The sequence below is a fragment of the Sphingobium sp. FW306-1B-F04DB genome, from assembly GCF_058781925.1.
Map to the genome: position 1 here is coordinate 16197 of NZ_JBYSXE010000035.1, position 25227 is coordinate 41423.

Consider the following 25227-nt stretch of genomic DNA (forward strand, 5'->3'; position numbering starts at 1 on the left):
ATTTGATCAGGCTCTCCCGAGGCGCGCGATTAGCGCCTCGGCTGCCGCGGGTGCGCGGAGCTTGGCGCCGTTGATCATGAAGATGAAGACGTCGCGCGCGCCCGCCGCCCAGCCGCGGGCTTCCTCCGTCCACCGGTCGAGTTCGGCGGGGTTATAGCCCGTCTCTTCTTCCGCGCGCGCATTCTGCAGCCGCGCATAGGTGAAGCCCGCGGTCTGTTCGGCGATGACGGGATATTCGGGCTTGTCCGCGAACACCACCGCCGCGCCGGCATCGCGCGCCATCGCCAGGAAGGCGGGATCCTCGAAGCTCTCGTGCCGCACCTCGAGCGCGTGGCGCAGCGCGATGCCGTCGTGCCGTGCCGGCAGCAGCTTCAGGAATGCGCCGAAGTCTGCGGGGTCGAAGCGCTTGGTCGGCATGAACTGCCACAGGATCGGGCCCAGCTTGTCGCCGAGTTCGGTGATGCCCTGCCCGACGAAGCGCTCGATCGCCTCGCCAGCCTCGCCGAGCACCTTGCGGTTCGTGCAGTAGCGCGACGCCTTGATCGTAAAGACGAAATCCGCGGGCACGGCGGACGCCCATTTGCGGAAGCTCTCGGGCTTCTGCAGGCTGTAATAGGTGCCGTTGATCTCGATCGCGCCGAGCCGCGACGCGGCATGGTCGAGCTCGCGCGCATGGGGCAGTCCGCCGGGATAGAAGGTCCCGCGCCACGGCTCATAGGTCCAGCCGCCGATGCCGACGCGGATCCTGCCGATGCCCATGACGCTCGCTCCCTGCCCGTGGCCCATGTCACCATGCCGTCGCAGGCCGCGCGTTGCAAACCGCACAGGCTTGTCGAGGTCCCTCAGGCGACGCGACCGGCAAGGACGCGGTAGTCGGTATCGGGCACGCGGGCCTCGGCCTTGTGTTCCTGCCGCAGCTCGAGCCCCGCGTCGAACAGCGGGGTCGCCGTCCGCACGAACGCGCTCGGAGTCATCGCGATGAAGCGCCGGAATTCGCGATTCAGGTGCGACTGATCGAAATAGCGCAGCGTGGCGAGATCGGCATCGCCGGGGTCGGCCATACCGCGCATCACTGTCGCCATGTCGAGAAAGCGGCTTCGTCTGAGCACCGTCTTCGGCATATGGCCGAAGCTGGCGAGGCAATGCCGTTCGAACTGCCGCTCGGATATGTGGAGCCGCAGCGCCACGTCATGCACCCGCGCCGTGCTGTCGTTGCGCGCGACCTGCTCGAAGACGCGCATCGCTTCGTTGATGCGCGGACGTCCGCGCCGCGCCAGCACCGCGGCCACCACGGCTTCGGCGGCCGCGACGATGGCATGATCGTCGCGCGCGCGCTGCGTATGGGCAAGCAGCCGGGCCGCCAGATCCTCGTCCCAAAGATCTGCCAGGGGAAGCATGAAGTCAGCAACCGCGCTTGCCGGGCAGCCGAACAAGGCGCTCCAGCCGGATGGCCGGATCGCCAGGCCGACCACATGGAACGCGCCGCGGCACCGCACGGTCAGCGGTATGCCGTTGGGGCCAAAGAACACCGCCTGGGGCGCACGATGCCACCGGCCAGGCGCCGTCTCGGCCGCCCAATCGCCGGACAGCAGGATGCTGACAAAGGCCGTCTCGGAAAGCACGCGGTCCACCAGTTCGAAATCGTCGGGCAGCGCTGCGGTAAAAACATAGTATCGCGCAATATAGGGCGCGAGGGCCACCGACGGCCGATAGCTGCGCGACAAGAGCATCGAAGCCATGCCCTGTTTCGATCTGCGACCCTGTAATGAAACTATGCCTCGTGCCGCCATGTGGCAAGTGCGGCGAGCCAGTCGCTGCCTGCGATCGGGTGAAGCCCCTCGATCGGTCGGTTCCAGACATAGCATTGCGCCGCGACCGCCGCGCCATCCGCGCGCTGCACGGAGCCGGGGACCCTCGCATAATCATGCGGCGGCGGGTCACCGGGGCCGCAGCCCTCATAGGCATCGAGCCAGGCAAGGCTTGCCGCAGGATCGGCGAGCCGCACCAGATCGCCGGCGACGGGCGCGCCGACGTCGTCGAGCACCAGCGCGGGATACCAGTCGACACGATAGAGCCGCCCGATCACTGTGGCGGGGCCGAGCCACACCGATTGCCGGGCGAGCCGCTGCGCCATCGGATGCGCGCTGCCGCGGCGCAGCGTGCCATAGACAAAGAGCAGGGCGGCGTCTGTCACGGCCCGTCGATCCCGTTCGCGATGAAAGGCCGTCTCCTAGCACGGGACGGACGCACCGATACAGGCGACCTGATCAAAGGCGCAGCAAAAAGGCCGCGGGCGCGGCGCTCTCCGCCAAGCGCGGCGACACCAGCAAGACCAAGCTGAAGGGCGCGTCGCGCGACATGTATGAATCGATGTCCGAAAAGCAGCTCGAGGAGTTCGCCGCGACGAGGCGCAAGGGCAAGCCCGAGCGCGTGCAATAGACGCGGTGCCATGCTATGTCGCGTTCGTACCGACCGGGAGGCCGCTATGCCCCGTTATCTCGTCGAACGCAGCTTTCCTGACGGCTTGGGACTGCCCGCCACCGCGGAAGGCGCCGAGGTGGTGACCGGCGTCGTCGCGCGCAACGCCGAACGGGGGGTGACCTGGGTTCACAGCTATATCACCCCCGACAAGCGCAAGACCTTCTGCATCTATGACGCACCCGACGAGCAGGCGATCCGCGACAGCGCACAGGCCAATGGCGTTCCCGTCGATGCGATCCATGAGGTGCGCGTGCTCGATCCCTATTTTCATCACTAGACCTTGATCAATCGATTAGGCTCTACCCCACGCTGGCCCTCGAACGCTGACAAGGCTAGAGCGTTGCCGCGAAGGAGATCGGTATGGCGGGCGATGATGAGGATTTCGTCTATGACGAAACGACCGGCGAGTGGATCAGCGCGGGCGAGGCGGCCGCGAAGGCCGGTGCGCATGCAGTCATGGTGCGCGATGCGGTCGGCAACCTGCTCGCCGACGGCGATAGCGTCACGCTGATCAAGGACCTGAAGGTCAAGGGCGCCAACCAGACGCTGAAGCGCGGCACCTTGATCAAATCGATCCGGCTCACGGGCGATGCGCAGGAAATCGATTGCCGCTATGAGGGGATCAGGGGCCTCGTGCTGCGTGCCGAATTCGTCAAGAAGCGCTGAACGCCGACGATGACCGCGGGGTGCATCCAGCGTGGCATAGCGGCGGTGTTCCTGGGACTGCTCGACGCGGCGGGCAACGCTATCATGCTGGCGCCGTGCGTGTCCGGATGGCAGCGCGCGGCCGAATGACGGGAATCGGAAAGCTGGATGATGCGCGCGCACTGATCGAACGCCTTGGCCTCGTGCGCCATCCCGAGGGAGGCTGGTATCGCGAGACCTGGCGCGCGACCGCCCGCGCGGGCGAGCGTGCCGCGGGCACCGCGATCCTGTTCCTGCTCGAAGCCGGACAGCGATCGCACTGGCACCGCGTCGATGCCGAGGAGCTCTGGTTCTGGCATGCCGGCGCGCCACTGACACTGAGCATCGCATCCGATGATGCCGGCCCGGTCGCGCAGCTGCGCCTCGGCGCTGACGTGCTCGGCGGTGAAAGCCCGCAGGCACGCATCCCGACGGGTCACTGGCAGGCGGCGCATACCGAAAGCGGCTGGACGCTGGTGAGCTGCGTCGTCGTCCCCGGCTTCGAGTTCAGCGGCTTCACGCTGGCGGCGCAAGGCTGGGAGCCGGGCGGGCGCTGAGCGATCCCGTATGCCGGCGCTCGATCAGCCGAGGGCCCCGCCAGTCTCAAAGCAGCCGGAACTGACCGTCTTCCTCTTCATCGCCCCCGTCGGCGCGGAAGCGCCAGCGTGCGAGCACGTCATGATGGCCGCGGCCGACGCTGGAATGGATCAGGACGAATTCTTCCGCCTGCCAGCTCACGGGCTGGATGGCCCGGCTGAAGGGCTGGCCGCTCCGATAGAACAGCGTCATGTGCGGGGTGGGACGGTAACCCTCGCGTCCCGCGATCCCGGCCCGTGCCCGCGCGGCGGCGATCGACCGACAGGCCTTTTCGAGCCCCTTGAGCTTGCGGCGGGAACGCAGCGCAACCGACGTGCCGCTCCCCGCGATCTGGTCAAACTCGACGACGCATGGCGCGGCAGCGACTGTATCGCCCGCCGCGATCAGCGCATCGGCCGTGTCGCGCGGAAAGGCGTCAAAGTCGTCGAGGATGTCCATCGTTACGTGGAGCCGATCGGGGTTTACATCAGCGCCCTCGCGTCCGAACCATATCGCGGACTGCGCGTCTTGGCGTGCCACCACCAGCGGGGGCAGTATCGCGAAGAACAGGCGATGACACAGGATCGGGCGACGCGCGGCATTCTGGGACATGGGAACCTCCGACTCGGAAATATGTTCCTATTTTGTTCTCATTTGCGATGTGAGTCGAGCCCCGCCGCGTTGGCCCGTACAAAAGCTCAGCCCTCGTTGTCGGGGCGTGGTGCGCCGCCCTGCGGGCCGCCTTCGAAATTGCCGATATTGACGGTGCCGAGCGAGCCGGACCAGCGGCGTTCCGCGGGCGTGCCGTCGCCGGGGACATCAATGCTGCCGCGTGGCGAGAACCCCCCCGAGCCGCGCGGATCGGCGAGTACCGAGCAGCGCGTGGGATAGCCTGTGCGGCTGGTGATCGTGATGACCGATTCGCCCCGCTCGACGCGGTAGCGCACGACGACGGCGTTGGGCGCCGGCCGGTCGAGGTCGGTGGGGACGAGCAACTGATGGCTGTAGCCCTGTGCGAGCGTGAAGGCGGCGCTTTCGCCGGGGGCGAGCGTGACGCGCTCGACACCGGGCTCGGCGGCGGCGAACAGCAGCAGCATGACGGCGAACAGCAACGGGCGCATGGCACTTCCCCTCATGCGAGCAGGGCCGAGTCGGCGCAGGCCGTTCCGGTGGCGCCAGTGTCGCTCTTTCGGGGGCTCGAGGAAAGGCAGCATGCGGCGATGGTTGTCAAGCTGCTGATATTCCCGCATTCATACCAATGACGGTTGGCTGCGGGGGCTGCCGATCGTCATGGGTGGCGCGCAACCGCTGGAGCGGCCGGCGCAGGGCAAGACGTAAACGGGGAGGGCATGAAACGACGGGGGATTGGGGCGGCACTGGGCGTGCTCGCCATGCTATCGGGCTGTGGCGGCGGCGGAAACGGCAGCAGCGGGGGTACCATCATCGATGCTCCGACGCCGACGCCCACCCCGACGCCTACCGCGTGCTCGTTGCGCTCGCGCCAGGACTGGGCGGCGGGGCAGTTGCAGGAATGGTATCTGTTCGCCGAGACGCTGCCGGCCGCACTTGATCCCAGCCCCTATGGCACCGTCGGCGCCTATGTCGACGCGCTGACCGCGACGGCGCGCGCGCAGGGGCGCGATCGATACTTCACCTATCTGACCTCGATCGCCGAGGAGAACGCCTATTACCAGTCGGGATCGAGCGCGGGCTTCGGTTTCCGCCTGCTCTACGACACGCAATCGCGACGCGTGTTCGTCGCCGAGAGTTTCGAGGGCACGTCGGCGCTCAGTGCCGGCGTCGATCGCGGCGCCGAGATCGTCGGGGTCGGCACCAGCGCGGCCAATATCCGCACGGTTTCCGACATCATGGCTACGAGCGGGGCGCAGGGCGTGGTCGACGCGCTCGGCCCCTCGACCCCGGGTACCGCGCGCGTGTTGCGCGTGACCGACGCCATGGGCACGCGGACGGTGACGCTGACCAAGACCGATTACAGCCTGACCCCCGTCTCGACGCGCTATGGCGCGCGGATCCTCGACGATGGCGGGCGCAAGGTCGGCTATGTCAACCTGCGCACCTTCATCAACACCGCCGATCCCGCGCTGCGCGAGGCCTTTCAGGGCTTCCGCACCGCGGGCGTGACCGAGATCATCGTCGACCTGCGTTACAATGGCGGCGGGCTCGTCGCGATCGGCGAACTGCTGGGTGACCTGATGGGCCGCAACCGCTTCACCTCCGACGTCCTGTCCTACACCACTTTCCGCCCCCAGAAATCCTCGGAAAACGAGGTCAGGCACTTCATGCCCCAGCCGCAATCGGTGGCACCGACGCGCGTCGCCTTTATCGGCACGCAGGGGACGGCGTCGGCGAGCGAGCTGGTGATCAACACCTTCATCCCCTATCTGCGCGCCAATGCCGCGCTGATCGGCACCAACACCTATGGCAAACCCGTGGGCCAGATCGCGGTCGACCGCGCCGCATGCGACGACCGGCTGCGCATCGTCGCCTTTGCGGTCGAGAATGCCGCGCGCAACGCCAACTATTTCAATGGCCTGGCGGGATCGATGGAGGCGAGCTGCCAGGCGCCCGACGACCTGACGCGGCCGCTGGGCGACCCGCTGGAAAGCTCGGTCCGCCAGGCGCTCGACTTCCTTGCCGGGCGGACCTGCACCCCGATCGCGACGGGCCAGACCGCGCGCGCGCTGACCGCGCGGCAGGAACTGCTCAGCCCGCTCCGTCCCGACACCACGCAGCGCGAAGCCCCGGGATCCTTCTGATCAGGGCATCCCGGTGGTCCGCGCGAAGGCGTAGGAGTCGAACATCTCCAGCATCTGTACCGCCTTGCCGTCTTCGAAGCGCCATATGTCGACCTTGGGGCTATCGATCTCCCTGCCGCTGGGTTTGTGGCGCCAGTGGCAGCGGCCGATCCACACCACGGTGTCGCCGTCGGCCACAACCTGCTCGGTGGGAAAGTCGATCATCTCCCAGTCGCGCGCGATGGCGTCGAAATAGCCGCGCGCGGCGTCAATGCCGACATTTGCGCCCGCGATCGGATCGGGCGTCTCGGGTGCCATCACGCTATGCATCACTATCCCTGGCGCCATCAGTTCGAGAAAATCCTCGGCCGACTGGCCCCTGGTCTGTTGCCAGCGCGCATAGGCGGCGCGGATGCGTTCGGCGGGGGAAGCATTGGCGTTCATCGAGCGGCTCCCTTGAAGCGAATGCAAGCATAGCATCGCGCGCAACCGCGCCGCAAAACGCACAAGGGGTAACGCAAGCGGAACAACCTGCCGGCAGAGACGGGCTCCGCGAAAGCTGTTAGTATCGTGCCGCTTTTCAGGGAGAGGAGGGCAAGATGGCGACTGACATGAAGGCCAGCGGGCGCCCCTGGCACCTGTGGCTGGTCGGGGCAGCGAGCCTCGTGTGGAATTGCGGCGGCGCGTTCGACTACATAATGACCAAGACGCGCAATCCGGCGTATCTGGCGCAGTTCACCCCCGAACAGATCGCGTGGTTCGACAGCTTTCCGCTGCCGATGAACGCGGGCTGGGGGCTGGGCGTGTGGACGGCGCTGGCGGGTTCGATCCTGCTGCTCGCCGCGAGCCGCTGGGCGGTGCACGCCTTTGCGCTCTCGCTGATCGGCATAGCGGTGACGACCGTCTATCAGTTCGGCCTTTCGAACATGCCCGAAAGCCTAAACACCACGGCGGGCGCAATCTTCGCGGTGGCGCTGTGGATCGTCGCGATCGCGCTGCTGTGGTACGCGATCCGCATGCGGGCGAAGGGCGTGCTGCGCTAGGCGACGGCAGAGACGCAAGGACGGCGAACTTCACGAAGCTCACGCATATGAGGAAAAACTTATACGCGTAGTGGGGCGCCATCGATCGGGCTGGCCGATCGATGCGGCGGTGATGATCTCCACGGTTCAATGAGCGGCAATCGCGCGCCCACCGTGACAGTTTCGGGGCATGTAGGACAGCGGCGAACGCCTCCGCGGCGCGAGGAAAGTCGGCGCCGCAAGCCCCGACTTTTGCATCCGATTGGGATGCGTTTCGCGACGGCGCGGCCGTGTATCAGGCGCAGATCCGGCCGTGCAGGAAGTCCCCCGCCGCGATCAGCGCGCTCACCGCGATCTTGCCGAGCCCGCCCAGCTGATCGCCGAGGAATTTGAGCACGCCCTTGATCGACGGCCAGTGCTTGCAGAAGAAATCCTTGGCATTCGCGACGTCCACCGCCTCGATCATCGCGGCGGCCGAGGCTTCGGTCAGCAACGCCTGCCCCACGATGCGCGACAGTTCCTCGCGATCGGACGAACTTAGCTCGGCCATGACAACCTCCTTGCTGGCGCGGGGCGTGCGGAGATGCGGCCCTGCGAGGCTGGGCATACAGCGCGCCGCGGACCGACGCGCCGGGAGACTGGACCGGAATCGAGCGATTAATTGGCCGGGCGGCGGCGTTCGATCAGATCCCGGAGATTGCCGCGGCGATCGACAAGCGCGATCTAGGCCACCGCAAGTGCAAGGATCACTTGGCAGCAGAGGCCGTGGGGCGCGCCGCTATGCCCCATTTCGCCGCGAGCACATCGTTGAAGAGCAGGAATGCGACGATATAGGTCAGCAGCAGCAGGGTGACGACGCCGAGCGACCAATATGCCGGCAAGCCGATCGCGGCGATCGCGGCCAGCACCGAGAGTCCTCCCAGACATTGATAGAACGCATCCTTCATGCGCTCGCGGCCCGTCCGGTGCAGCATGCGGACCATGACGGGCCAGACGAAGATCAGGAACAGCAATATGCGCAAGGCTGCGTCGGGGCTGACCCAACCAGGGTGAAGCTGCCAGCCGGGCACCAGCCCGAGCGCGACAAAGGCGCTCACCATCAGCACAATCTCGACGACATCGCCGAAGCATTCGAACCCGTGGGCATAGCGGCGGGCGATTACCCCCTCGCCATGCTGGCACATGAAATAGACCGAGAGCAGGACGCCCCAGCCCCAATTCGACGGATCGTCGATCCCGCTGAGCGCGAGGGCAACAATGAAGCTCCCGAGAAAGGCCGGGTAAAGCTGCTCATAGACCCAGACATGAAGTCGCTCGTGCATGGTTTCCCCCCGCTGGATGTGCCAAGGCATGGACAATTACGCGACCGTTATGATGGCGTTATCGCTCAATCGCGGGACGATATCCATCAAGAACGGACGGAACCGCGGACGATCCTGTGCCGGGCGAGGCAAGCGTGGCGAAACTTCGCGTGACGACGAGCCCTGAGCGCGGATGGCAGAGCGCGGGGTTCGGCGGCGTGTTCAGACCGGATCGAACGCCTTGAGGATCGGGCATGGGCCCCGCTTCCCGCCCGCGCACTCGGCGGCGAGGCGGGCGAGCGCGGCGCGCGCCTCTTGAAGCTCGGCGATCCTGGCGTCGAGCGCGACGATCCGCTCGGCAGCGAGGCTGTGCGCACGCGCGCGATCCTCGGTCGCGTCGAGCGCGAGCAGCTCGGCAATCTCGTCGAGCGTGAAGCCCGCGCCTTGCGCGCTGCGGATGAAGCGCAGCCGGCGCAGGGCATCGTCCGCATAGCGCCTGATCCCGCCCGACAGGCCCGATCCGCCGCTCCGTTCGGGCGTGTCGAGCAGCCCGCGCCGCTGATAATAGCGCACCGTCTCGACCCCCACGCCCCCCGCGCGCGCAAGTCCCGATATCGTCATCGCTTTCATCGCTTGACTCCGTACCATGGTACAGAGCGCATATAGGGCGGGCCCGATCCCGGGCAAGAAGGAGAATCGCGATGGAAAGCCAGAAGACCCCGAACGCCGCCCCCCAAAAGACGGGCGGCTGCCGCTGCAATCCCTGCACCTGCAAGACGTGCCAGTGCTGACGGGACGGGGCCGCATCCGAAAGGGTGCGGCCCATTTTTTCGCCGGCGTCATTCGACGAAGCGCGCGAGGTTCTCCAGCGAGGATTTGAGACCGGCGTCATGATCGGCCTTGGCGATTCCGTGCGGCACGTTGGCGGCGGTGACGGAGACGCGTGTGCCTTCGGACACCGCCTCGAACGCCCATGTCATCACCATCACGCCCGCAAAGGCGGGATCATCGGATTCGAATTCGACCGACTGGACGATGCGCGCATCGGGCACGAGTTCGAGGAAGCGGCCCGTGCTGATATCTGTGCGCTCGGTGGTCTTGGCCACGCCCGTATCGGGCGCGCGGTTGTAGGTCAGCTCGATCCGGTAGCGCCCGCCCATATCCGGCTCGAAGGTCAGCGCCCGGCCGGTCATGCCCTCGGGCGGAAGCCACGTCATCAGCGCGCCAGCATCGACAAAGGCGCGGTAGATCGTGTGCGGAGAGGCGCGGATCACGCGGCTGGCGGTATCGGTGCGAGCTTCGGACGGGAGCGCAGGCATGTGCGCAGCGTAGAGCCTGATCGGTTGAGGTGGAAGCGCTATGCGCTTCCGCCGAAAGCGTGAATCAGGCTCTATTCAAAGAGTTGAGACCTTGATTCACGTTTCAGGCTGATTCAGCCTGAAACGATCAAGGTCTAGTGCGCTCGGGCGCATCGCACGAGATCCCGGGGACGGAGTCCTTCCGAATTCGGGCGCATCTTCGCGGCAAAGCGCCTAGGCTGCTCACGGGCACTCCGCCCGCTTTAAGGAAAAGATCATGGCGAAGGGCCAGAAACGATCGAACCGCGAGATCCGCAAACCCAAGGCCGAAAAAGCGAAGAAGACCAACGCGTCCAATCCCACGCTCAAGCCGGGCGGACTGGGGATCGTAACGCTGCACAGCTGACCGTTGGGGGGCGGTCAGGCCGGGGCCGCCCCGGTTGCGCGCGCGACGTCCAGCGTATCGATATATTGCTGGAAGCCGATCGCCTTGCCGCCCGCGATCGTCCAGACATGCGCCGCCTGCGGGTGCATCGCGCGGCCGGTGCCCTTGAACGTCCCCGCATAGCGGCCGAGCGCGACGACACGGTCCCCCGCGTCGAGCAGATCGTCCATCACCACCGCAAAGCCATCCCATTCGCCGACGCAGCGCGCGAACACCCCCGCCGCAACGGCTTGGGGCTCGACATAGGGATTGCCATCGGCATAGGGGAAGTTCTCGGCCTCGTTCCACACGATATCGGGGCTCATCAGCCCGAGCACGGTGGGAACGTCGCCGGCGGCGAAGGCTTCGTAGATGCGGCGGACGACCGCGACATTCTCGCTGGACATGAGGGCTTCCTCTTCGGGCGGTTTTTTGTGATCTCGTTTCGAGCGTGCACCGATCGAGCCCGGATGTCACGCGTACCGGCCCTACGAATGCGCATTGCATAGTTCTGTCATCGGTCTAGACCTTGATCCTTTCAGGCTGAATCGGCCTGAAAGTTGAGTCAAGGTCGCAACTATTTGAAAAGAGCCTGATTCACGCTTTCGGCGGAAGCGCAAAGCGCTTCCACCTCAAACGATCAGGCTCTAAGCATCGCAGCGTTGCGTTGCGTCCCATGCAGTCGGGCTGCAGCATGCAAGGGCGTCGTATGCCCCTGCCCATCCCTGCGGCCATGGATCGAGGGATACACTCATGAGCCCCATCATCGCACTGAACCGCAGCGCATTGGCCGGCATCGCGCTGCTCGCCGCTGCCTGCTCGCCGTCCGCCAGCGACAACGCCGCGAACGGCACCGCCGCCGCGCCACCGACAGAGGCCGAAGCCGCCGCCGCCATCGACAAGGTCGAAGCGACCTTCACCTCGGGCAATGCGCAGACGATCATGGCGAACTATGCCCCCGGCGCGGTGTTCTTCGATCCCATGGTCGCAGAGCCCACCGACGACCGCGCGACCGCCACCAAATGGACCGAGGGTTTCGTCGCGATGAAGCCCAGCGCCTTTTCGCCCGGTGCACGCAAGATCCAGATACTCGACGCCGACACCTTCATCGCGTCGGGCGTCGGCACGGTCGACGCCATCGTGGACAACCGCCCGGCCAGATTGGGAATGCGCTATACCGACGTGTACCAGAAGCAGGACGACGGAAGCTGGCAGGTGGTGCACGAGCATCTGTCGGTGCCGCCCAAGGGCGAGGCAGCGCCCACCCCCGCGGCGGAGGCGGCGCCCGCCGCGAACGTCACCAAGGCCGAGAACGCAGCGAATGTGGCGGCGGGGAACAACGCCAGCGAGTAGCGAACCGCACCGGACGTGGACGATGAGGGCAATGTGGGCGAGTTGGGGCGTGGCGCTGATCCTCCCGGAAGTTCACAAGGTTCACATCGTCCAACGCGTGCGCGGCATCGTCGGAAGTTCACAAGGTTCACACCGTTGAATCGAGAGGCTGCGCGCCTGCTTTGCTCAATTTGCGCAAGCGGATCAGATAGTCGAGGGGTCCCGCGGCACGTCCGCCAAGCGCATCACGGATTGCGCGGTACGACGCGGAGCGGCGGGAAAAGGCCTGATCCCGCGCGGCATCCCAGGCGAGCCGAAAACCCTCTGCATCCGATCGGTCGCGAAGATTGTACGCACTTCGCCGCGACAGGCCGACGCACGCGCAAGCGCGCGCGACGGAGCCGCTGCGGGCAAGCGCTTCCATGAACGCGATCTGGCGTTCGGACGTCCACCCGTCATGACGCGGACGGCATGGCACGGGAGTGAAGCGGGGGGCGAGGCCGGGCGCGACGGTGGTGCCCGGCGCCTCGGGCGGCACGGGGACGAAGCCCGGCGAATCGGATGTGCTGCTCATCCGACAGTATAGAACATAATGGGAACATTGTAGGAAAGCAGAATCCTAAGGCGGCGTGGCCCTTCGCTCAGCCTCGCTCCGCGTATTGCACCAGATCCCAGAGATTGCCGTAGAGATCGGCGAACACGGCCACCGTGCCATAGGGCGCCTCGGCGGGCGGTCGGACGAAGACGACGCCCTTTTCCTTCATCGCGCGATAGTCGCGCCAGAAATCGTCGGTCTGCAGAAACAGGAAGACGCGCCCGCCCGCCTGGTTGCCGATGAACTCGGTCTGCTGCGGGGTGGAGGCGCGGGCGAGGAGGATGGTGGTGGCGCCGGGCGGCGCGCCGGGCGGGGCGATGACGACCCAGCGCTTGTCCTGCTCGGGCTGGTACGTGTCTTCGACGAGCGTGAAGCCGAGCTTGGCGGTGAACCACGCGATCGCCTCGTCGTAGTCGCGGACGATGAGGGCTATGTGGGCGAGCGATTGGTTCATATAGTCGAAGACACATTCCTAGGCCAGGAACAATGGAATTACCAAGAAGAGCACAGGTATAACAATGCATCCGAGCATACATACATAAAAGCTTCTCTTGGCAGATCTTTTCCTCCCTCCCACACCGAAATCGAACTCTACCTTAGGAAACATTTCCCTAAACTTATCCCCAAACGCCGCGCAAATAAAAGTAAATATTACAAGCGGAGCAACTGACCAGCTAATAACAATCTCCTTGAAATTCGGATAGATGGATTTGTCTATTTTGGATACCGCATATATGTAGGATGAAAACAGAATTAGCGACATTATTATTGCAATTGCGAGAGACGGCCATCTCTTATACAACCAAGTATGGGTCGATTCAGCATTATTAACCATTTTATCGACTAACACCCGAAGGTGATTTACATCAGATTCTTGTCCGTGAATATCATATCTTATCGATTTAGACGCCCAACCTCCGACGTTAATTTTGACATGAAGAAAGTTGTATCGACCGATCGTACCCTCGAAGGATTTTGGTTCCGACGTCTCTGACGACAAAGCTAACTTAATTTGCTCAATTTCAGTAGTTTCAATTGTTGTTCCACCTTCAAATGACAATGCATAAGAGGGATGCAAAAAATCCTGTATATACGACTGCGCTCTTCCCAAATTTTCCCAATTTTTATTATTAAAATTTACAGATCCTCCTTTCTCTAATACCTCAAGTTGCTTTTCTGTAATCTTAAACTTAATACAAGTTAATCTGCGCGCAATACTTTGAACATCTTTGATAATGTGATCTAAGGCCACAAAGAACTGACCATCTATGGTCAACGGTCCATCGTCTTGCCTAGAGTGTTTTACGAGCATACTCCCCCTCCGTGATCAGTGCTCAGCATACTCAGAGGCCGTTTGGAAAATCGGACAGGGGATTCCCGAAGCGCTGGAAGTATGATTCAGGGCGTGGATGTGAACCGAAGAGAGCCGAGGCCGGGAGGCTGCGATTGCGCGCAAGACGAAGCGCTATCCGTGTGATTTGACCGATGAGGAATGGGAGCGGATCGCGCCGCTGATGCCCAGGCCCGGACGGCGTGGCCGTCCGCGCGAGGTGGATTTCCGCGAGGTGATCAACGCGGTGCGCTATCTGGTGCGCTCGGGGTGCGGATGGCGGATACTGCCCATTCATTTCGGGCCGTGGCAGACGGTCTACAGCTGGTTTCGCGAACTGGCGCGGCGCTTCCTGTTCCAGACGATCCACGATGCTGAGATGATTCTCGACCGCGAACGGCAGAGCCGCGAACAGAGCCCAAGCGCGGCTGTCATCGACAGCCAGTCGATCAAGGCGCCTCATGCACAAGCACGGGGCTATGACGCGGGCAAAAAGATAGTCGGGCGCAAGCGCCATATCGCGGTCGACACCGACGGACGGCTCTTGATGACGTGACCCCCGCCGACATCTCCGACAGCGCGGGGGCACAGGCAATATTGGACGGCATCCGCAAGCGCTGGCCCTGGGTCAAGCAGCTCTTCGCCGATGGGGCCTATGGCCACCTCAAGCTGATGGACAAGGCCAGCTATCTCGACTTCATCGTCGAGATCATCCGCCGCTCGGATGACCAGAAAGGCTTCAGGGTGCTGCCCCGTCGATGGGTCGTCGAGCGTACATTCGGCTGGATGATCAGGTGGTGGCGCCTTGTGCGTGATTACGAGCAGTGCATCGACGTCTCGCAGGCCATGATCATGGTCGCCATGGGCGGCATCATGCCACGCAGAAACGCTCACCCGTGATTTTCCAAACAGACTCTCAGCGGCTGATGAAGCGCAAACAGGTAGGTAAGAGTATCAAGGTATGCTGCAGCTTACGTTCGGCGTTTATCGGTCCCGGAGTGCATCAACCTTGGCCGCAACGTCGCTCGACGATTTCGCGATCGGGGCAGCCATGTTGCTCGCGAACCAGCTGGCGGGGAGTATGCCTTCGGAGCGCGGCTCAGCGGTACGCGGTCGTTATCGCCGCTGAGGAAGCTCGGCGCGCTTCACTTGATTTTTGCCGGTTGGCAGCAATTCACGAACTTCCTGCGTGATCTTCATCGAGCAGAACTTCGGGGCCGCACATCAGCAGAAGTGCGCCGTCTTGGCGCCCCTCCAAAGCGCCCGGCCCTGACATTCACCCCTGCCGCCGCACCATCTCGCCGATCCACGCGGGCGCGAAGGGTGAGGTGCAGCCGGGGGACACGGGATAATCGCAATAGACGCCGAGCGCCTCGCCGATCGCGAGCGCGCGGGCGCGGTGTTCGGGGTGGTGGATGCCGATGGCGGCGAGCGTGTTGTTCATCGTCCATTGCGGCAGGGGGTGGGCGCTGGCGAGCTCGGCTTCGATCCGGTCGAGCAGCGCGGGGAGGTCGAGGCCGTCGGCATTCTTCGCGACGCGTTCGGCGGTGAGGCTCCAGCCTGCGCGGGCGGCCATGGGGTGGTCGGTTTCCATCCATTGCTGCCTGAGCGCCTCCTTGTCGGGGTGCGCCTTGACGACATAGGCATTGAGCCAGTCGGACACCTGCGCCACCGCGTTCGAGCGCACCAGCCGGTCGAGCTCGTCGGCCGACAGCGCCTTGGGCTTCATCAGCAGGATGGCGAGGAGGCGGGCATCGAGATTGCCCGTCTCCCACAGCTGCAGCGCGAGCGCGTGGTCGACCTTGATCGCCTTGGCGAGCGTGCGGATGTCGCCCAGCTTGACGCCGAACTGCGCGTCGCCCGCGCCGTTCCGGATGTTGAGCGCGCGGACCTTTTCATTGCCGAGCGCCTCGAGCTTCGCCATCGCCTCGTCGCGGGTCATCGCGGTTCTCCTCTTTCGCGCCCCGGTGATGCCCCCAAAAATGGCGCGATTCACCATTTAAACACCTGCGCAGGCTATGGGATTTCTCGTCAACTGGGGGAAAAATCGCAATGCAATTTCCCAACGAGATCCAGGCCGCGCTGCTGTTCGACGGGCGGGTCGACGACCTCGAGGCGATCGTGCGGGATTTCGTGCGGATCGAGGAGGCGCGCACCGGAGCGCGCTTCAACCTCCCCGAGGTGAATCCCGGCGTCTTCTATCGGCTTTATGGCGGCGACGAGCTGATGATCACGCTCGAATATATGGATCGTCCGGCGAATGTGGAGGTGTTCCAGCAGACGCTCGCTTCGACGATCACCGGGATCGTCTGTCCCGACATACGCGAGCGGCTGATCCGGAACCGGTCGCACATCCTGATCAACGTGTCGCACGGCGTGCTCGGCAACGCGCCGGAAGTCATGAAGCTGTTGCAGCAGATCGACTATCCGCTGGAGGGCCACTCGCTGCCCCAGTTCATGCGCCGGCTGGAGGTGTGCGCGCTGATTGCGCGGATCGTGTGCGACCATGCGCCGGCCCAGGCCATTCACTGGACGCAGAGCAACCAGCTTTTCCCCGGCGAAGCGATCGAAACGGTCGCCGCGCTGGAGACGCCCAGCCCGCTGCACGTCCACCCCTATCTGTTCGGCAATGCCGCGGCCGCGGACGGCAAGCCAAGGGTGGGCATCCGCACCTTTGGTGCGCGCCACTTCATCGGCCGCGAGATCCTGATCGAACCGCACATCCTGCCCTGGGCCGTCAATTACGAGACGATCCTCGCCTTCCTCAGGGTCGCGACGATCAGGAACGGCTATGTCATCCCGGACGGCGACAGCTTCGGGCCGGAAGATCGCAGCCTGTCCTATCGCGTGCTCCACCGGCCGGCGGAAGAGGGCGATATTCCACTCTACGAGCTTCAGCCGCTGATGCACCGCGAACACGGCTTCGTGTCGGAGGATTATGTTCCCCCCGAGCGCGTATTCGACGATCGCATGCCGCCGGCCGACCTGATGCCCGAGGACGGCGAGGCGAAGATGGAGCTCGTCAACGAATGGCGCGAAAAGCGCGCGATGGCCGAAGGCATCGGCGGCCGCTTCGAAGTGCGCGCGCGAGGCCAGAACGGCGGAGGCGCGCCTCCAGCCCGCCCCGGCGGCCCGCCCCTGCCCGGCGCGGGCTTCGCCAACCGCCCGGTCTTCGGTCGCAAGAAAGCGTAGCTGGCCGGTCGAAATCGTTTTCGCGGCTTGGCGGTGCCTCAGTCGTGCTCGCGCCCGCCCGACCCCATGTAGAGTTCGCTGCCGGTTTCGCGGAAGAGCTCGCTCATTTTCTGCATCCCCTTTTCCGCGTCCTCGGCGGCGATGAAGGTGTCAGCCTCCTGGTTCTGCTTGGCCGCGAAGTCCCTGACCTCCTGGGTGATCTTCATCGAGCAGAATTTGGGGCCGCACATCGAGCAGAAATGCGCGGTCTTGGCGCCTTCGGCGGGGAGCGTCTGGTCGTGATACTGCTCGGCCGTATCCGGGTCCAAGGATAGGTTGAACTGGTCGCGCCAGCGGAATTCGAAGCGGGCGCGGCTCAGCGCGTCGTCGCGCAGCTTGGCGGCGGGGTGGCCCTTGGCGAGGTCGGCGGCGTGCGCGGCGAGCTTGTAGGTGACGACGCCGACCTTGACATCGTCGCGGTCGGGGAGGCCGAGATGCTCCTTGGGGGTGACGTAGCAGAGCATCGCGGTGCCGTACCAGCCGATCATCGCGGCGCCGATCGCCGAGGTGATGTGGTCATAGCCCGGCGCGATGTCGGTGGTGAGCGGCCCCAATGTGTAGAAAGGCGCCTCTCCGCAGGCCTCGAGCTGCTTTTCCATGTTCACCTTGATCTTGTGCATCGGCACATGGCCGGGGCCCTCGATCATCACCTGGACGTCGTGCTTCCACGCGATGTTGGTGAGCTCGCCCAAGGTGTAGAGCTCGGCGAACTGGGCTTCGTCATTGGCGTCGGCGATACTGCCGGGGCGGAGACCGTCGCCGAGGCTGAAGGCGATGTCGTACGCCTTCATGATCTCGCAGATTTCCTCGAAATTCTCGTAGAGGAAGCTCTCCTTGTGGTGGGAGAGGCACCATTTGGCCATGATCGAGCCGCCGCGCGAGACGATGCCGGTGACGCGCTTCGCGGTGAGCGGGATATAGGGCAGGCGCACGCCCGCATGGATCGTGAAATAGTCGACGCCCTGCTCGGCCTGTTCGATCAGCGTGTCGCGGAAGATCTCCCAGCTCAGGTCCTCGGCGATGCCGCCGACCTTCTCGAGCGCCTGATAGATCGGCACGGTGCCGATCGGGACGGGCGAGTTGCGCAGGATCCATTCGCGCGTGTCGTGGATGTTGCGGCCGGTGGAGAGGTCCATCACCGTGTCCGCGCCCCAGCGGATCGACCAGACCATCTTCTCGACTTCCTGCGCGACGTCCGAGGCGACCGCGCTGTTGCCGATATTGGCGTTGATCTTGACGAGGAAGTTGCGGCCGATCGCCATCGGCTCGGATTCGGGGTGGTTGATGTTCGAGGGGATGATCGCGCGGCCGCGCGCGACCTCGTCACGCACGAATTCGGGGGTGACGAAATCGGGGATGGCGGCGCCGAAATCCTGGCCGTCTCGGATCTGGTCGCGGAGCATCTCGCGGCCGAGATTTTCGCGGACGGCAACATATTCCATCTCGGGTGTGATGATGCCGCGGCGGGCATAGTGCATCTGGCTGACGTTCATGCCGGGCCGGGCGCGGAGCACCTTGCGGCGGACATTGGGAAAGGGCGCGACGCCGCCCGAACGGTCGGGGCCGAGCTGGCCATTATCCTCGGGGCGGACCTCGCGCTGCGCGACTTCCTCGACATCGCCGCGGCCGCGGATCCAGTCGCGGCGGATCTCGGGGAGGCCCGCCATGATGTCGATCTTGGCGTCGGGGTCGGTGTACGGGCCCGAGCAGTCATAGACGCGCAAGGGCGGCTCGCCCGACGAGGGCTCGAGGTCGATCTCGCGCATCGCGACATTGAGCGGGCCGACATGGATCTTGCGGCTGCCGCGGATGGGTCCGGTGGTGACCTTGAGCTCGGTTCGGGCGGGGACGTCGGCCATTCTCTCTTCTCCAATATCGAAGGAGAGTGGCCTGCTCGCCGGTCCCCCGGACCGGCTGTGCGTCCACTCCCTCCGCCGGTGTGAGCCGGATCAGGTTCAGCGGGTCGTGGCCGTATCAGCCACCTCTCAACCGCGTGCGCGCGGTCCCCCGGGGATGGAGGCACCCTAGCCACTTTGTCATTCCCGCGAAAGCGGGAATCCATCCGGGGTGGGCGCAGGGCACCGGCATCGTCTGGATCCCCGCTTTCGCGGGGATGACACCGAGGGCGTCAGGCCGCCTTGCCTTGCAGCGCCTTTTGGCGGCGGCGCTGGACCGAGCTGCCGATTCCCATTGCCTCGCGGTACTTCGCGACCGTCCGGCGCGCGATGTCGAAGCCCTTGTCGCGGAGCAGGTCGACGAGCGTGTCGTCGGAGAGGATCTTGCGCGGGTCCTCAGCGGCGATCAGCGCGCGGATATGGCTCTTGACCGCCTCGGCGGAGACCGCGTCGCCGCCGTCAGCCGACTGAATCGCCGAGGTGAAGAAATATTTGAGCTCGTAGAGCCCGCGCGCGCAGCTCAGATATTTGTTGGAGGTGACGCGGCTGACGGTCGATTCGTGCATGCCGATCGCGTCGGCGACGGCCTTCAAGGTCAGCGGCTTCAGATGCGCGACGCCGTGCGTGAAAAAGGCCTGCTGCTGCTTCACCAGCTCGGTCGCGACCTTGATGATCGTGCGCTGGCGCTGGTCGAGCGCTTTCACCAGCCAGTTCGCGCTGGCGAGGCATTCGGAGAGCCAGGCCTTGCTGGCCTTGTCCTGCTTGCCCCCCGACAGCTCGACATAATAGCTGCGGTTGATCAGCAGCCGGGGGAGTGTCGCGCTGTTGATCTCGATTGCCCAGGTGGCGCCGCGTTGGGCCACGAACAGGTCGGGGGTGACCGCCTGGATGCGCTCGCCGCCGAATTTGAGGCCGGGCTTGGGATCATAGTCGCGCAGCTCGCGGATCATGTCGGCCATGTCCTCGTCATCGACGCCGCAGATGCGCTTCAATTGCGCGAGCTTGCCCGCCGCGAGCATGTCGAGATTGTCGAGCAGCCGCGCCATGCACGGATCGTAGCGATCGGCCTCCTTGGCCTGGAGCGCGAGGCATTCGGCAAGGCTGCGCGCGCCGACGCCCGTGGGATCGAAGCTCTGGATGACGCCGAGCACGCGCTCGACCGCGGCGAGCGGCGCGCCAAGGCGCTGCGCGATATCGAGCAGATTGGCGGCGAGATAGCCCGCCTCGTCGATCTGGTCGATCAGATGCGTGGCGATCAGCCAGTCGCCGCCCGAGAGCACCGCGCCCGCCTGTGCGAGCAGATGATCGTGGAGCGACAGATCCGACGACGCCATGGCGTCGAAATCGGGGCCGTCCTCGCCAAAGCCCGCGCCGCTGGCACCGGTGAGCCCGAGCGCGCCGTCGAGCCCGCCGCCGCTGTCGATCGCGCTGTCATGGTGGAAGGTCTCGGCGTCGTAATCGACATCGAGCGGCGCGTCGGCCGAAGCGTCGCCCGCTTCGAGCAGGCGATCGGCGGTGACGGGTTCGTCGGCGAAATCCTCGGCATCGAAATCGCCGCCGTCGCCCCCTGCATCATCAGGCGCCTCGGCGGGACCGCGCTCCTCGTCGCCATTGCTCTCGAGCAGCGGATTCTTCTCGAGCTCCTCGGCGATATAGGCTTCGATCTCGAGATTGGAGAGCGCCAGCAGCTTGATCGCCTGCTGGAGCTGCGGGGTCATCACCAGAGACTGGCTCTGGCGGAGATCGAGGCGGGGTCCTAGCGCCATCGCGCCTATCCCATCGTTGTCATTCCCGCGAAAGCGGGAATCCAGGCGATGCCGGGCATCCGCGCGGGCGACTCTGGATTCCCGCTTTCGCGGGAATGACACGAGGAAGGAGGATCACAGCTCGAAACCCTCGCCCAGATAGAGGCGGCGGACATTCTCGTCGGCGACGAGCGCGCCGGGACTCCCTGCGAAGAGTACGCGGCCGTCATAGATGATGCAGGCGCGGTCGACGATGTCGAGCGTCTCGCGGACATTGTGGTCGGTGATCAGCACGCCGATGTCGCGGCTCTTCAGGTCCTTCACCAGATCGCGGATATCGGCGATCGAGATCGGGTCGATACCCGCAAAGGGCTCGTCGAGCAGCATGATCGAAGGATCGGCCGCGAGCGCGCGCGCGATTTCGCAGCGCCGGCGTTCGCCGCCCGACAGCGCCATCGCGGGCGCGGCACGCAGCCGTTCCAGGCCGAACTCGTCAAGCAGCTTGTCGAGCCGCTCCGCGCGCACGCCCCTGTCGGGTTCGGCGAGCTCGAGCACCGCCATGATGTTCTGTTCGACGGTGAGCCCGCGAAAGATCGAGGTTTCCTGCGGCAGATAGCCGAGCCCGAGGATCGCGCGGCGATACATGGGGAGCCCGGTGATGTCGTCGCCGTCGAGCAGGATGCGGCCGCTGTCGGGCTTCACCAGCCCCATGATCGAATAGAAGCAGGTGGTCTTGCCCGCGCCATTGGGGCCGAGCAGCCCGACCACCTCACCACGCGCCACCGAGAGCGACACGTCGGTCAGCACCTGGCGCTTCTCATACGCCTTGGCGATCGAGACAATCGAAAGCCCGTTGATCACCGCGCGCGCGGCATCGGCGCTCATCGGGGCTTCCATGGTGGCAACTTCATTCATTTCCGTTCCTTGCATCGGCCGGAGTGCCAAGGATCGGTTAGCGAAGTGTGAAGTCTAAGCCAATTGGCAAGATTCGTGCATGACAAAATTTCGCCCAACGCGACGGAACGTGCGTCGCGCGGCGCTCAGTTGCCCGACTTGCGCTGCGGCACGGTGAAACGGCCCGTGACGCGCCCGCCGGTGCCCCCCGAAACGCCGCTGGTGCCGCCGACCGCGCTGCCGTCCATCACCGAACGCCCCGAATTGAGGTCGATCACGAGACGCCCGCCGCGCAGCTGGTTGTTGCCCTGTTCGAGCGTGACGCCCCCCACCATCGTGATGAGGCGGCGATTGAGATCGTATATCGCGACGCTGCCGCGCGCGGTTTCGGAGGCGCTGCGCACCACGACCCCGCCCGATGCGTCGAGCCGCTGGATGTCGACCCCGCTGCCGGCATTCGAATAGGCCACGGTCAGCCGCGCGGCGTCGAGCGCGAGCCCCGCCTGGCGCACCTTCACATTGCCCGAAAAGACCGCGCGGTCGGCGCGGTCCTGCACCTCGATCCGGTCGGCCTCGACATCGACGGGCGCGTCGGCATTGTGGTTCCTGAGCGCCTGCCCTGTCGCGGGGCCGGCGAATGCGACGAGCGCCGCGGCGCCCGTGCCGAGTGCGCCAAGCGCGCCAAGGAGAATCCGGTTCATCATCGCCACCCTATCTGACGCCGCCCTGCACGATGCGCAAGCGCGCGCGCCCGTCGAGCGTGACGGTCCGGCTCGACAGGTCGGCGCGCATCGTCGCCGCACTGAACGTCCCGAGCGGCATGTTGCCCGTCACCGCGCCCGTGCTGGTCACCTGGCGCGACTTGAGATCGACCGCGACATTGGTGGTCTGGAGCCGATAGCCATCCGCCGCGGTGAGCAGGATCGGGCCGTCGACCGCGACGGTCTCCCTGTTCATGTCATAGCGTCCCTGATCGGCGCGCATCCGCGCGGGCCCGTCGGGCAGCGCGATCTCGGCCGACAGGTCGCTGAGCCTCACCACCGGCTCGCGCGAGGTGGCCTGCACCGCCGACCCGGCATGGAGCGAGAAGGGTTGTCCCTTGCTGTCCTCACCGCGATAGATGGCGGCGGTGACGCGCATGCGCTCCTTCGCGACCTCGACCTTGTCCTTGGCGAGGACGAAGCTGACCTCGTCGCGGATCGCGAGCGGCGCGATCGCCAGGAACGCCGCGAGCACACCGATCGCGGTGGGCAGGACCCAGCCGAGAAAGCGGATCAGCCGGTCGTGCGATCCGTGCGGCACAGCCCAGTGCTGGCGTTCGGACCGGACGCGATCGGCGATCTCAGACATGGGCGGGGACTTCAGACATGGGCGAAGATATCAATCTCGGGCCAGCCCGCGAGGTCGAGCAGGGCACGATGGGGAAGGAAATCGAAACAGGCCTGGGCGAGCGCGGTGCGCCCCTCGCGCGCGAGCCGCGGATCGAGCTCGGCCTTGAGCCGGTGCAGATAACGCACGTCCGAGGCGGCATAATCCTTCTGCGCGTCGGAGAGTTCGCGGCCGCCCCAGTCGGAACTCTGCTGCTGCTTCGAAATCTCTGCGCCGATCAGCTCGCGCACCAGCTCCTTGAGCCCGTGCCGGTCGGTATAGGTGCGCACGAGGCGCGACGCGGTCTTGGTGCAATAGACGGGTTCGGCCATGACGCCGAGATAATGCTGGATCGCCGCGAGGTCGAAGCGCGCGAAATGATAGAGTTTCAGACGCGCGGGATCGGCGAGAAGGCTGCGCAGATTGGGTGCGGCATAGTCGCTGCCCGGGCCGAAGCGGACGAGATGCTCGTCACCCTGGCCGTCGGAGATCTGGACGAGGCACAGCCGGTCGCGCGGGGTGATGAGCCCCATGGTCTCGGTATCGACGGCGATGGGCCCCGGCGCGAGCACGCCATCGGGGATGTCTTCTTCATGGAAATGGACGGTCATCCCCGGGCCTTACGCCTTTCGCGGCTCGTGCTCAATCTCCCGTGTCGCGCGCGGCTTCACCCGTCCCGCGCTTTCGGGCCTGTGCGCGGCGCGACATGATGTTGAGCGTCTCGACCAGCGCCGAAAACGCCATCGCCGCATAGATATAGCCCTTGGGGACATGCACGCCGAAGCCGTCCGCGATCAGCACCGCGCCGATCATCAGGAGGAAGCCCAATGCGAGCATGATCACGGTGGGATTACGGTTGATGAAATTGGCGAGCGGATCGGCGGCGAGCAGCATCACCAGCACCGCGACGACGACCGCGATCACCATCACGGGCAGGTGATCGGTCATGCCGACCGCGGTCAGGATCGAATCGACCGAGAACACCATGTCGAGCAGCAGGATCTGGACGATCGCGCCGCCGAAATTGAGCGCGGCGGTCGCTTCCTTGTCGAGCAGATCGTGGTCGCTCGGCACGGGATCCATCGCGTGGTGAATCTCCTTGGTCGCCTTCCACAGCAGGAACAGGCCGCCCGCGATCAGGATCAGGTCGCGCCACGAGAACTGCGTCTCGAACGCGGGCTCGCCATGCGCGCCGGGCGGGCCGACGATGCCGAGATCGAAGACGGGTGCGGTCAGCCCGACGATCCACGAGATCATCGACAGCAGTGCGAGCCGCAGGATCAGTGCCAGCCCGATTCCGACGCGCCGCGCCTTTTGTCGCTGATGCTCGGGCAGCTTGTTCGACAGGATCGAGATGAAGATCAGATTGTCGATGCCGAGCACGACCTCCATGACAACCAGCGTGACGAGGGCGGCCCAGACGGCCGGGTCGGCGAAAAGCGTCGCGATGTCAGTCATGTCCGACATTTGCCCTGTGATCGCAAAAGCCGCAAGCTTCGCCGGTCCGCGAGTCGCATGAGGGAAAATGATGGACGACCCGATCAGGCGCCCGCCGCCGCACGAGGCCGCCGCGCCGAGCGCCGGTTTCGAGCTCAACCGGCCCACGATCATCGCGCTGCTCTATCTCGCGAGCTTCGTCACCGGAATCACCGCGGTCATCGGGATCGTGCTCGCGCATATCTGGGCGGGCGAGCCGGGCGCCGACTGGGAGAAGAGTCATTATCGCTACCTCATCCGGACCTTTTGGCTGGCGCTGGTGGCGGGCGTGCCTGGCGTGATTCTGACGGTCGTGCTGATCGGATTCGCGATCCTGTTTGCCGTCACGGTCTGGGTTGCGGTGCGCGCGGTGATTTCACTGGTGAAAGCACAGAAGCACGACCCCCTGACCGATCCCGCAACTTTATTGTTCTGAAGGAATTTATCCAAATTACGGCGCGCAATGATAAATTCTGTCGCCCGGCTGGAGAAATTCGGTTATGACGACTCACTGGCGGGTATTGTTTTCGCGCCAAAGTATCTGTGCCCATCGCCCGGCGTACAGGTTCTGATGATGAATTTTGGGCGACCGGGAAAGACCAACAGGGCATGAGTTTCGACAAAGGACGCCGCGGGGAACGCGGTGGGCGTGGCAGAGACAAGCGCGACAGTTTCGGCGACGATAACTTCGGCGGATTTGAAGACAGAGGCCGGTTCGGCGGCGGTTTCGGTGGGGACCGCGGCGGTTTTGGCGGCGGTGACCGATTCGGCGGCGGCGGCGGCGATCGCTTCGGCGGCGGCGGCGGGGGTGGCTTCGGC

Annotated in this window: 31 protein-coding genes, 3 pseudogenes and 1 riboswitch; of the genes and pseudogenes, 12 read left to right on the forward strand and 22 right to left on the reverse strand. The window is 65.0% G+C overall.

Annotation, left to right across the window (positions count from 1 at the left end; genetic code table 11):
• Positions 1–6 precede the first annotated feature (6 nt).
• The 3 genes from AC3WJD_RS14875 to AC3WJD_RS14885 all read right to left on the reverse strand — a co-directional run bounded on the left by AC3WJD_RS14875 (position 7) and on the right by AC3WJD_RS14885 (position 2194).
• Complete coding sequence (locus AC3WJD_RS14875) at positions 7–759, reverse strand: DUF72 domain-containing protein (RefSeq protein ID WP_492747476.1); 753 nt, start codon at positions 757–759, stop codon at positions 7–9.
• A gap of 83 nt (positions 760–842) precedes the next feature.
• Positions 843–1739 (reverse strand): helix-turn-helix domain-containing protein, encoded by an 897-nt coding sequence (locus AC3WJD_RS14880; protein ID WP_492747477.1) that lies wholly within the window; start codon positions 1737–1739, stop codon positions 843–845.
• Between the two features lie 32 nt (positions 1740–1771).
• A complete protein-coding gene (locus AC3WJD_RS14885) occupies positions 1772–2194 on the reverse strand; it encodes a gamma-glutamylcyclotransferase family protein (RefSeq protein ID WP_492747478.1) in 423 nt (140 codons plus the stop codon).
• A gap of 86 nt (positions 2195–2280) precedes the next feature.
• On the opposite strand from AC3WJD_RS14885, the pseudogene AC3WJD_RS14890 reads away from it, so the two are divergent.
• The 4 genes and pseudogenes from AC3WJD_RS14890 to AC3WJD_RS14905 all read left to right on the forward strand — a co-directional run.
• A pseudogene (locus AC3WJD_RS14890) lies at positions 2281–2439 on the forward strand (DUF3008 family protein); the annotation flags it as partial.
• A 46-nt stretch (positions 2440–2485) separates the two neighbouring features.
• Complete coding sequence (locus AC3WJD_RS14895; RefSeq protein WP_492747479.1) at positions 2486–2758, forward strand: DUF4242 domain-containing protein; 273 nt, start codon at positions 2486–2488, stop codon at positions 2756–2758.
• A gap of 83 nt (positions 2759–2841) precedes the next feature.
• Complete coding sequence (locus AC3WJD_RS14900) at positions 2842–3147, forward strand: zinc ribbon domain-containing protein YjdM (protein WP_492747480.1); 306 nt, start codon at positions 2842–2844, stop codon at positions 3145–3147.
• 125 nt (positions 3148–3272) lie between these two features.
• A complete protein-coding gene (locus tag AC3WJD_RS14905; protein WP_492747481.1) occupies positions 3273–3722 on the forward strand; it encodes a cupin domain-containing protein in 450 nt (149 codons plus the stop codon).
• A gap of 46 nt (positions 3723–3768) precedes the next feature.
• On the opposite strand, the gene AC3WJD_RS14910 is transcribed toward AC3WJD_RS14905, so the two are convergent.
• Together AC3WJD_RS14910 and AC3WJD_RS14915 are read right to left on the reverse strand one after the other, a co-directional pair.
• Positions 3769–4353: a 2'-5' RNA ligase family protein gene (locus AC3WJD_RS14910; protein WP_492747482.1), complete on the reverse strand. Its 585-nt coding sequence runs from the start codon at positions 4351–4353 to the stop codon at positions 3769–3771.
• An 86-nt stretch (positions 4354–4439) separates the two neighbouring features.
• The gene (locus AC3WJD_RS14915) at positions 4440–4862 is read right to left on the reverse strand and encodes a hypothetical protein (RefSeq protein WP_492747483.1); all 423 of its coding nucleotides are present in this window, start codon (positions 4860–4862) and stop codon (positions 4440–4442) included.
• Positions 4863–5090: 228 nt separating this feature from the next.
• Here AC3WJD_RS14915 and AC3WJD_RS14920 point away from each other — a divergent pair, with 228 nt between their 5' ends.
• The gene (locus tag AC3WJD_RS14920) at positions 5091–6518 is read left to right on the forward strand and encodes a S41 family peptidase (protein WP_492747484.1); all 1428 of its coding nucleotides are present in this window, start codon (positions 5091–5093) and stop codon (positions 6516–6518) included.
• On the opposite strand, the gene AC3WJD_RS14925 is transcribed toward AC3WJD_RS14920, so the two are convergent.
• A complete protein-coding gene (locus AC3WJD_RS14925) occupies positions 6519–6941 on the reverse strand; it encodes a nuclear transport factor 2 family protein (protein WP_492747485.1) in 423 nt (140 codons plus the stop codon).
• Between the two features lie 155 nt (positions 6942–7096).
• On the opposite strand from AC3WJD_RS14925, the gene AC3WJD_RS14930 reads away from it, so the two are divergent.
• A complete protein-coding gene (locus AC3WJD_RS14930; protein ID WP_492747486.1) occupies positions 7097–7540 on the forward strand; it encodes a hypothetical protein in 444 nt (147 codons plus the stop codon).
• A gap of 274 nt (positions 7541–7814) precedes the next feature.
• Here the strand turns inward: AC3WJD_RS14930 and AC3WJD_RS14935 are convergent, their stop codons facing one another.
• The 4 genes from AC3WJD_RS14935 to AC3WJD_RS14950 all read right to left on the reverse strand — a co-directional run bounded on the left by AC3WJD_RS14935 (position 7815) and on the right by AC3WJD_RS14950 (position 10139).
• Positions 7815–8069: a hypothetical protein gene (locus tag AC3WJD_RS14935; RefSeq protein ID WP_492747487.1), complete on the reverse strand. Its 255-nt coding sequence runs from the start codon at positions 8067–8069 to the stop codon at positions 7815–7817.
• Positions 8070–8265: 196 nt separating this feature from the next.
• Positions 8266–8841, reverse strand: a complete 576-nt coding sequence (locus AC3WJD_RS14940; RefSeq protein ID WP_492747488.1) for a hypothetical protein — start codon at positions 8839–8841, stop codon at positions 8266–8268.
• A gap of 201 nt (positions 8842–9042) precedes the next feature.
• Complete coding sequence (locus tag AC3WJD_RS14945; protein ID WP_492747489.1) at positions 9043–9450, reverse strand: MerR family DNA-binding protein; 408 nt, start codon at positions 9448–9450, stop codon at positions 9043–9045.
• 209 nt (positions 9451–9659) lie between these two features.
• Positions 9660–10139, reverse strand: a complete 480-nt coding sequence (locus tag AC3WJD_RS14950) for an SRPBCC domain-containing protein (protein ID WP_492747490.1) — start codon at positions 10137–10139, stop codon at positions 9660–9662.
• 256 nt (positions 10140–10395) lie between these two features.
• On the opposite strand from AC3WJD_RS14950, the gene AC3WJD_RS14955 reads away from it, so the two are divergent.
• Positions 10396–10524: a hypothetical protein gene (locus AC3WJD_RS14955; RefSeq protein ID WP_492747491.1), complete on the forward strand. Its 129-nt coding sequence runs from the start codon at positions 10396–10398 to the stop codon at positions 10522–10524.
• 14 nt (positions 10525–10538) lie between these two features.
• On the opposite strand, the gene AC3WJD_RS14960 is transcribed toward AC3WJD_RS14955, so the two are convergent.
• Positions 10539–10949 carry a nuclear transport factor 2 family protein gene (locus AC3WJD_RS14960; RefSeq protein ID WP_492747492.1) on the reverse strand — a complete coding sequence of 137 codons (411 nt, stop codon included), beginning with the start codon at positions 10947–10949 and terminating at the stop codon, positions 10539–10541.
• Between the two features lie 346 nt (positions 10950–11295).
• Here AC3WJD_RS14960 and AC3WJD_RS14965 point away from each other — a divergent pair, with 346 nt between their 5' ends.
• On the forward strand, positions 11296–11895 hold the full coding sequence (locus AC3WJD_RS14965) for a YybH family protein (RefSeq protein WP_492747493.1): 600 nt from the start codon (positions 11296–11298) through the stop codon (positions 11893–11895).
• Positions 11896–12022: 127 nt separating this feature from the next.
• On the opposite strand, the gene AC3WJD_RS14970 is transcribed toward AC3WJD_RS14965, so the two are convergent.
• From AC3WJD_RS14970 to AC3WJD_RS14980, 3 genes are all read right to left on the reverse strand, one after another.
• Positions 12023–12448, reverse strand: a complete 426-nt coding sequence (locus AC3WJD_RS14970; protein ID WP_492747495.1) for a hypothetical protein — start codon at positions 12446–12448, stop codon at positions 12023–12025.
• A 67-nt stretch (positions 12449–12515) separates the two neighbouring features.
• A complete protein-coding gene (locus AC3WJD_RS14975; protein ID WP_492747496.1) occupies positions 12516–12923 on the reverse strand; it encodes a VOC family protein in 408 nt (135 codons plus the stop codon).
• A gap of 18 nt (positions 12924–12941) precedes the next feature.
• Positions 12942–13781 (reverse strand): hypothetical protein, encoded by an 840-nt coding sequence (locus tag AC3WJD_RS14980; protein ID WP_492747497.1) that lies wholly within the window; start codon positions 13779–13781, stop codon positions 12942–12944.
• A 202-nt stretch (positions 13782–13983) separates the two neighbouring features.
• Between AC3WJD_RS14980 and AC3WJD_RS14985 the strand changes: the two are divergent.
• Positions 13984–14699: pseudogene (locus AC3WJD_RS14985) on the forward strand (IS5 family transposase).
• A 376-nt stretch (positions 14700–15075) separates the two neighbouring features.
• Here the strand turns inward: AC3WJD_RS14985 and AC3WJD_RS14990 are convergent.
• On the reverse strand, positions 15076–15741 hold the full coding sequence (locus tag AC3WJD_RS14990) for a DNA alkylation repair protein (RefSeq protein WP_492747498.1): 666 nt from the start codon (positions 15739–15741) through the stop codon (positions 15076–15078).
• Between the two features lie 110 nt (positions 15742–15851).
• On the opposite strand from AC3WJD_RS14990, the gene AC3WJD_RS14995 reads away from it, so the two are divergent.
• The gene (locus AC3WJD_RS14995; protein WP_492747499.1) at positions 15852–16991 is read left to right on the forward strand and encodes a hypothetical protein; all 1140 of its coding nucleotides are present in this window, start codon (positions 15852–15854) and stop codon (positions 16989–16991) included.
• A 38-nt stretch (positions 16992–17029) separates the two neighbouring features.
• Here AC3WJD_RS14995 and thiC read toward each other — a convergent pair whose 3' ends face one another.
• The 7 genes from thiC to AC3WJD_RS15030 form a co-directional block, all read right to left on the reverse strand.
• A complete protein-coding gene (gene thiC / locus AC3WJD_RS15000; RefSeq protein ID WP_492747500.1) occupies positions 17030–18889 on the reverse strand; it encodes a phosphomethylpyrimidine synthase ThiC in 1860 nt (619 codons plus the stop codon).
• A 49-nt stretch (positions 18890–18938) separates the two neighbouring features.
• A riboswitch (TPP riboswitch) is annotated at positions 18939–19050 on the reverse strand.
• Positions 19051–19158: 108 nt separating this feature from the next.
• On the reverse strand, positions 19159–20691 hold the full coding sequence (rpoN, locus tag AC3WJD_RS15005; RefSeq protein ID WP_492747501.1) for an RNA polymerase factor sigma-54: 1533 nt from the start codon (positions 20689–20691) through the stop codon (positions 19159–19161).
• A gap of 114 nt (positions 20692–20805) precedes the next feature.
• Positions 20806–21585, reverse strand: coding sequence for an LPS export ABC transporter ATP-binding protein (gene lptB, locus AC3WJD_RS15010; protein WP_492747502.1), 780 nt, complete (start codon positions 21583–21585; stop codon positions 20806–20808).
• 125 nt (positions 21586–21710) lie between these two features.
• Positions 21711–22268: an LptA/OstA family protein gene (locus AC3WJD_RS15015; RefSeq protein ID WP_492747503.1), complete on the reverse strand. Its 558-nt coding sequence runs from the start codon at positions 22266–22268 to the stop codon at positions 21711–21713.
• Positions 22269–22275: 7 nt separating this feature from the next.
• Positions 22276–22914, reverse strand: coding sequence for an LPS export ABC transporter periplasmic protein LptC (gene lptC / locus AC3WJD_RS15020; RefSeq protein ID WP_492747504.1), 639 nt, complete (start codon positions 22912–22914; stop codon positions 22276–22278).
• Between the two features lie 11 nt (positions 22915–22925).
• Positions 22926–23543 (reverse strand): ribonuclease D, encoded by a 618-nt coding sequence (locus tag AC3WJD_RS15025; RefSeq protein WP_492747505.1) that lies wholly within the window; start codon positions 23541–23543, stop codon positions 22926–22928.
• Between the two features lie 31 nt (positions 23544–23574).
• A complete protein-coding gene (locus tag AC3WJD_RS15030) occupies positions 23575–24390 on the reverse strand; it encodes a TerC family protein (protein ID WP_492747506.1) in 816 nt (271 codons plus the stop codon).
• Positions 24391–24457: 67 nt separating this feature from the next.
• Between AC3WJD_RS15030 and AC3WJD_RS15035 the strand changes: the two genes are divergently transcribed.
• Together AC3WJD_RS15035 and AC3WJD_RS15040 are read left to right on the forward strand one after the other, a co-directional pair.
• On the forward strand, positions 24458–24844 hold the full coding sequence (locus tag AC3WJD_RS15035) for a DUF4870 family protein (protein WP_492747507.1): 387 nt from the start codon (positions 24458–24460) through the stop codon (positions 24842–24844).
• A 173-nt stretch (positions 24845–25017) separates the two neighbouring features.
• Positions 25018–25227, forward strand: a pseudogene (locus AC3WJD_RS15040) (cold-shock protein); the annotation flags it as partial.

Bases quoted from the DNA above. Each gene is read 5' to 3' on its own strand.
- AC3WJD_RS15035 (WP_492747507.1), top strand. From the start codon at position 24,458: ATGATGGACGACCCGATCAGGCGCCCGCCGCCGCACGAGGCCGCCGCG.
- AC3WJD_RS15030 (WP_492747506.1), bottom strand. From the start codon at position 24,390: ATGACTGACATCGCGACGCTTTTCGCCGACCCGGCCGTCTGGGCCGCC.
- AC3WJD_RS14895 (WP_492747479.1), top strand. From the start codon at position 2,486: ATGCCCCGTTATCTCGTCGAACGCAGCTTTCCTGACGGCTTGGGACTG.
- lptC (WP_492747504.1), bottom strand. From the start codon at position 22,914: ATGTCTGAGATCGCCGATCGCGTCCGGTCCGAACGCCAGCACTGGGCT.
- AC3WJD_RS14935 (WP_492747487.1), bottom strand. From the start codon at position 8,069: ATGGCCGAGCTAAGTTCGTCCGATCGCGAGGAACTGTCGCGCATCGTG.
- AC3WJD_RS14975 (WP_492747496.1), bottom strand. From the start codon at position 12,923: ATGAACCAATCGCTCGCCCACATAGCCCTCATCGTCCGCGACTACGAC.
- AC3WJD_RS14915 (WP_492747483.1), bottom strand. From the start codon at position 4,862: ATGCGCCCGTTGCTGTTCGCCGTCATGCTGCTGCTGTTCGCCGCCGCC.
- AC3WJD_RS14980 (WP_492747497.1), bottom strand. From the start codon at position 13,781: ATGCTCGTAAAACACTCTAGGCAAGACGATGGACCGTTGACCATAGAT.
- AC3WJD_RS15025 (WP_492747505.1), bottom strand. From the start codon at position 23,543: ATGACCGTCCATTTCCATGAAGAAGACATCCCCGATGGCGTGCTCGCG.
- AC3WJD_RS14945 (WP_492747489.1), bottom strand. From the start codon at position 9,450: ATGAAAGCGATGACGATATCGGGACTTGCGCGCGCGGGGGGCGTGGGG.
- AC3WJD_RS14960 (WP_492747492.1), bottom strand. From the start codon at position 10,949: ATGTCCAGCGAGAATGTCGCGGTCGTCCGCCGCATCTACGAAGCCTTC.
- AC3WJD_RS14900 (WP_492747480.1), top strand. From the start codon at position 2,842: ATGGCGGGCGATGATGAGGATTTCGTCTATGACGAAACGACCGGCGAG.
- rpoN (WP_492747501.1), bottom strand. From the start codon at position 20,691: ATGGCGCTAGGACCCCGCCTCGATCTCCGCCAGAGCCAGTCTCTGGTG.
- AC3WJD_RS14965 (WP_492747493.1), top strand. From the start codon at position 11,296: ATGAGCCCCATCATCGCACTGAACCGCAGCGCATTGGCCGGCATCGCG.
- AC3WJD_RS14940 (WP_492747488.1), bottom strand. From the start codon at position 8,841: ATGCACGAGCGACTTCATGTCTGGGTCTATGAGCAGCTTTACCCGGCC.
- AC3WJD_RS14955 (WP_492747491.1), top strand. From the start codon at position 10,396: ATGGCGAAGGGCCAGAAACGATCGAACCGCGAGATCCGCAAACCCAAG.
- AC3WJD_RS14875 (WP_492747476.1), bottom strand. From the start codon at position 759: ATGGGCATCGGCAGGATCCGCGTCGGCATCGGCGGCTGGACCTATGAG.
- thiC (WP_492747500.1), bottom strand. From the start codon at position 18,889: ATGGCCGACGTCCCCGCCCGAACCGAGCTCAAGGTCACCACCGGACCC.
- AC3WJD_RS15015 (WP_492747503.1), bottom strand. From the start codon at position 22,268: ATGATGAACCGGATTCTCCTTGGCGCGCTTGGCGCACTCGGCACGGGC.
- AC3WJD_RS14990 (WP_492747498.1), bottom strand. From the start codon at position 15,741: ATGACCCGCGACGAGGCGATGGCGAAGCTCGAGGCGCTCGGCAATGAA.
- AC3WJD_RS14930 (WP_492747486.1), top strand. From the start codon at position 7,097: ATGGCGACTGACATGAAGGCCAGCGGGCGCCCCTGGCACCTGTGGCTG.
- AC3WJD_RS14880 (WP_492747477.1), bottom strand. From the start codon at position 1,739: ATGGCTTCGATGCTCTTGTCGCGCAGCTATCGGCCGTCGGTGGCCCTC.
- AC3WJD_RS14970 (WP_492747495.1), bottom strand. From the start codon at position 12,448: ATGAGCAGCACATCCGATTCGCCGGGCTTCGTCCCCGTGCCGCCCGAG.
- lptB (WP_492747502.1), bottom strand. From the start codon at position 21,585: ATGAATGAAGTTGCCACCATGGAAGCCCCGATGAGCGCCGATGCCGCG.
- AC3WJD_RS14905 (WP_492747481.1), top strand. From the start codon at position 3,273: ATGACGGGAATCGGAAAGCTGGATGATGCGCGCGCACTGATCGAACGC.
- AC3WJD_RS14920 (WP_492747484.1), top strand. From the start codon at position 5,091: ATGAAACGACGGGGGATTGGGGCGGCACTGGGCGTGCTCGCCATGCTA.
- AC3WJD_RS14925 (WP_492747485.1), bottom strand. From the start codon at position 6,941: ATGAACGCCAATGCTTCCCCCGCCGAACGCATCCGCGCCGCCTATGCG.
- AC3WJD_RS14995 (WP_492747499.1), top strand. From the start codon at position 15,852: ATGCAATTTCCCAACGAGATCCAGGCCGCGCTGCTGTTCGACGGGCGG.
- AC3WJD_RS14950 (WP_492747490.1), bottom strand. From the start codon at position 10,139: ATGCCTGCGCTCCCGTCCGAAGCTCGCACCGATACCGCCAGCCGCGTG.
- AC3WJD_RS14910 (WP_492747482.1), bottom strand. From the start codon at position 4,353: ATGTCCCAGAATGCCGCGCGTCGCCCGATCCTGTGTCATCGCCTGTTC.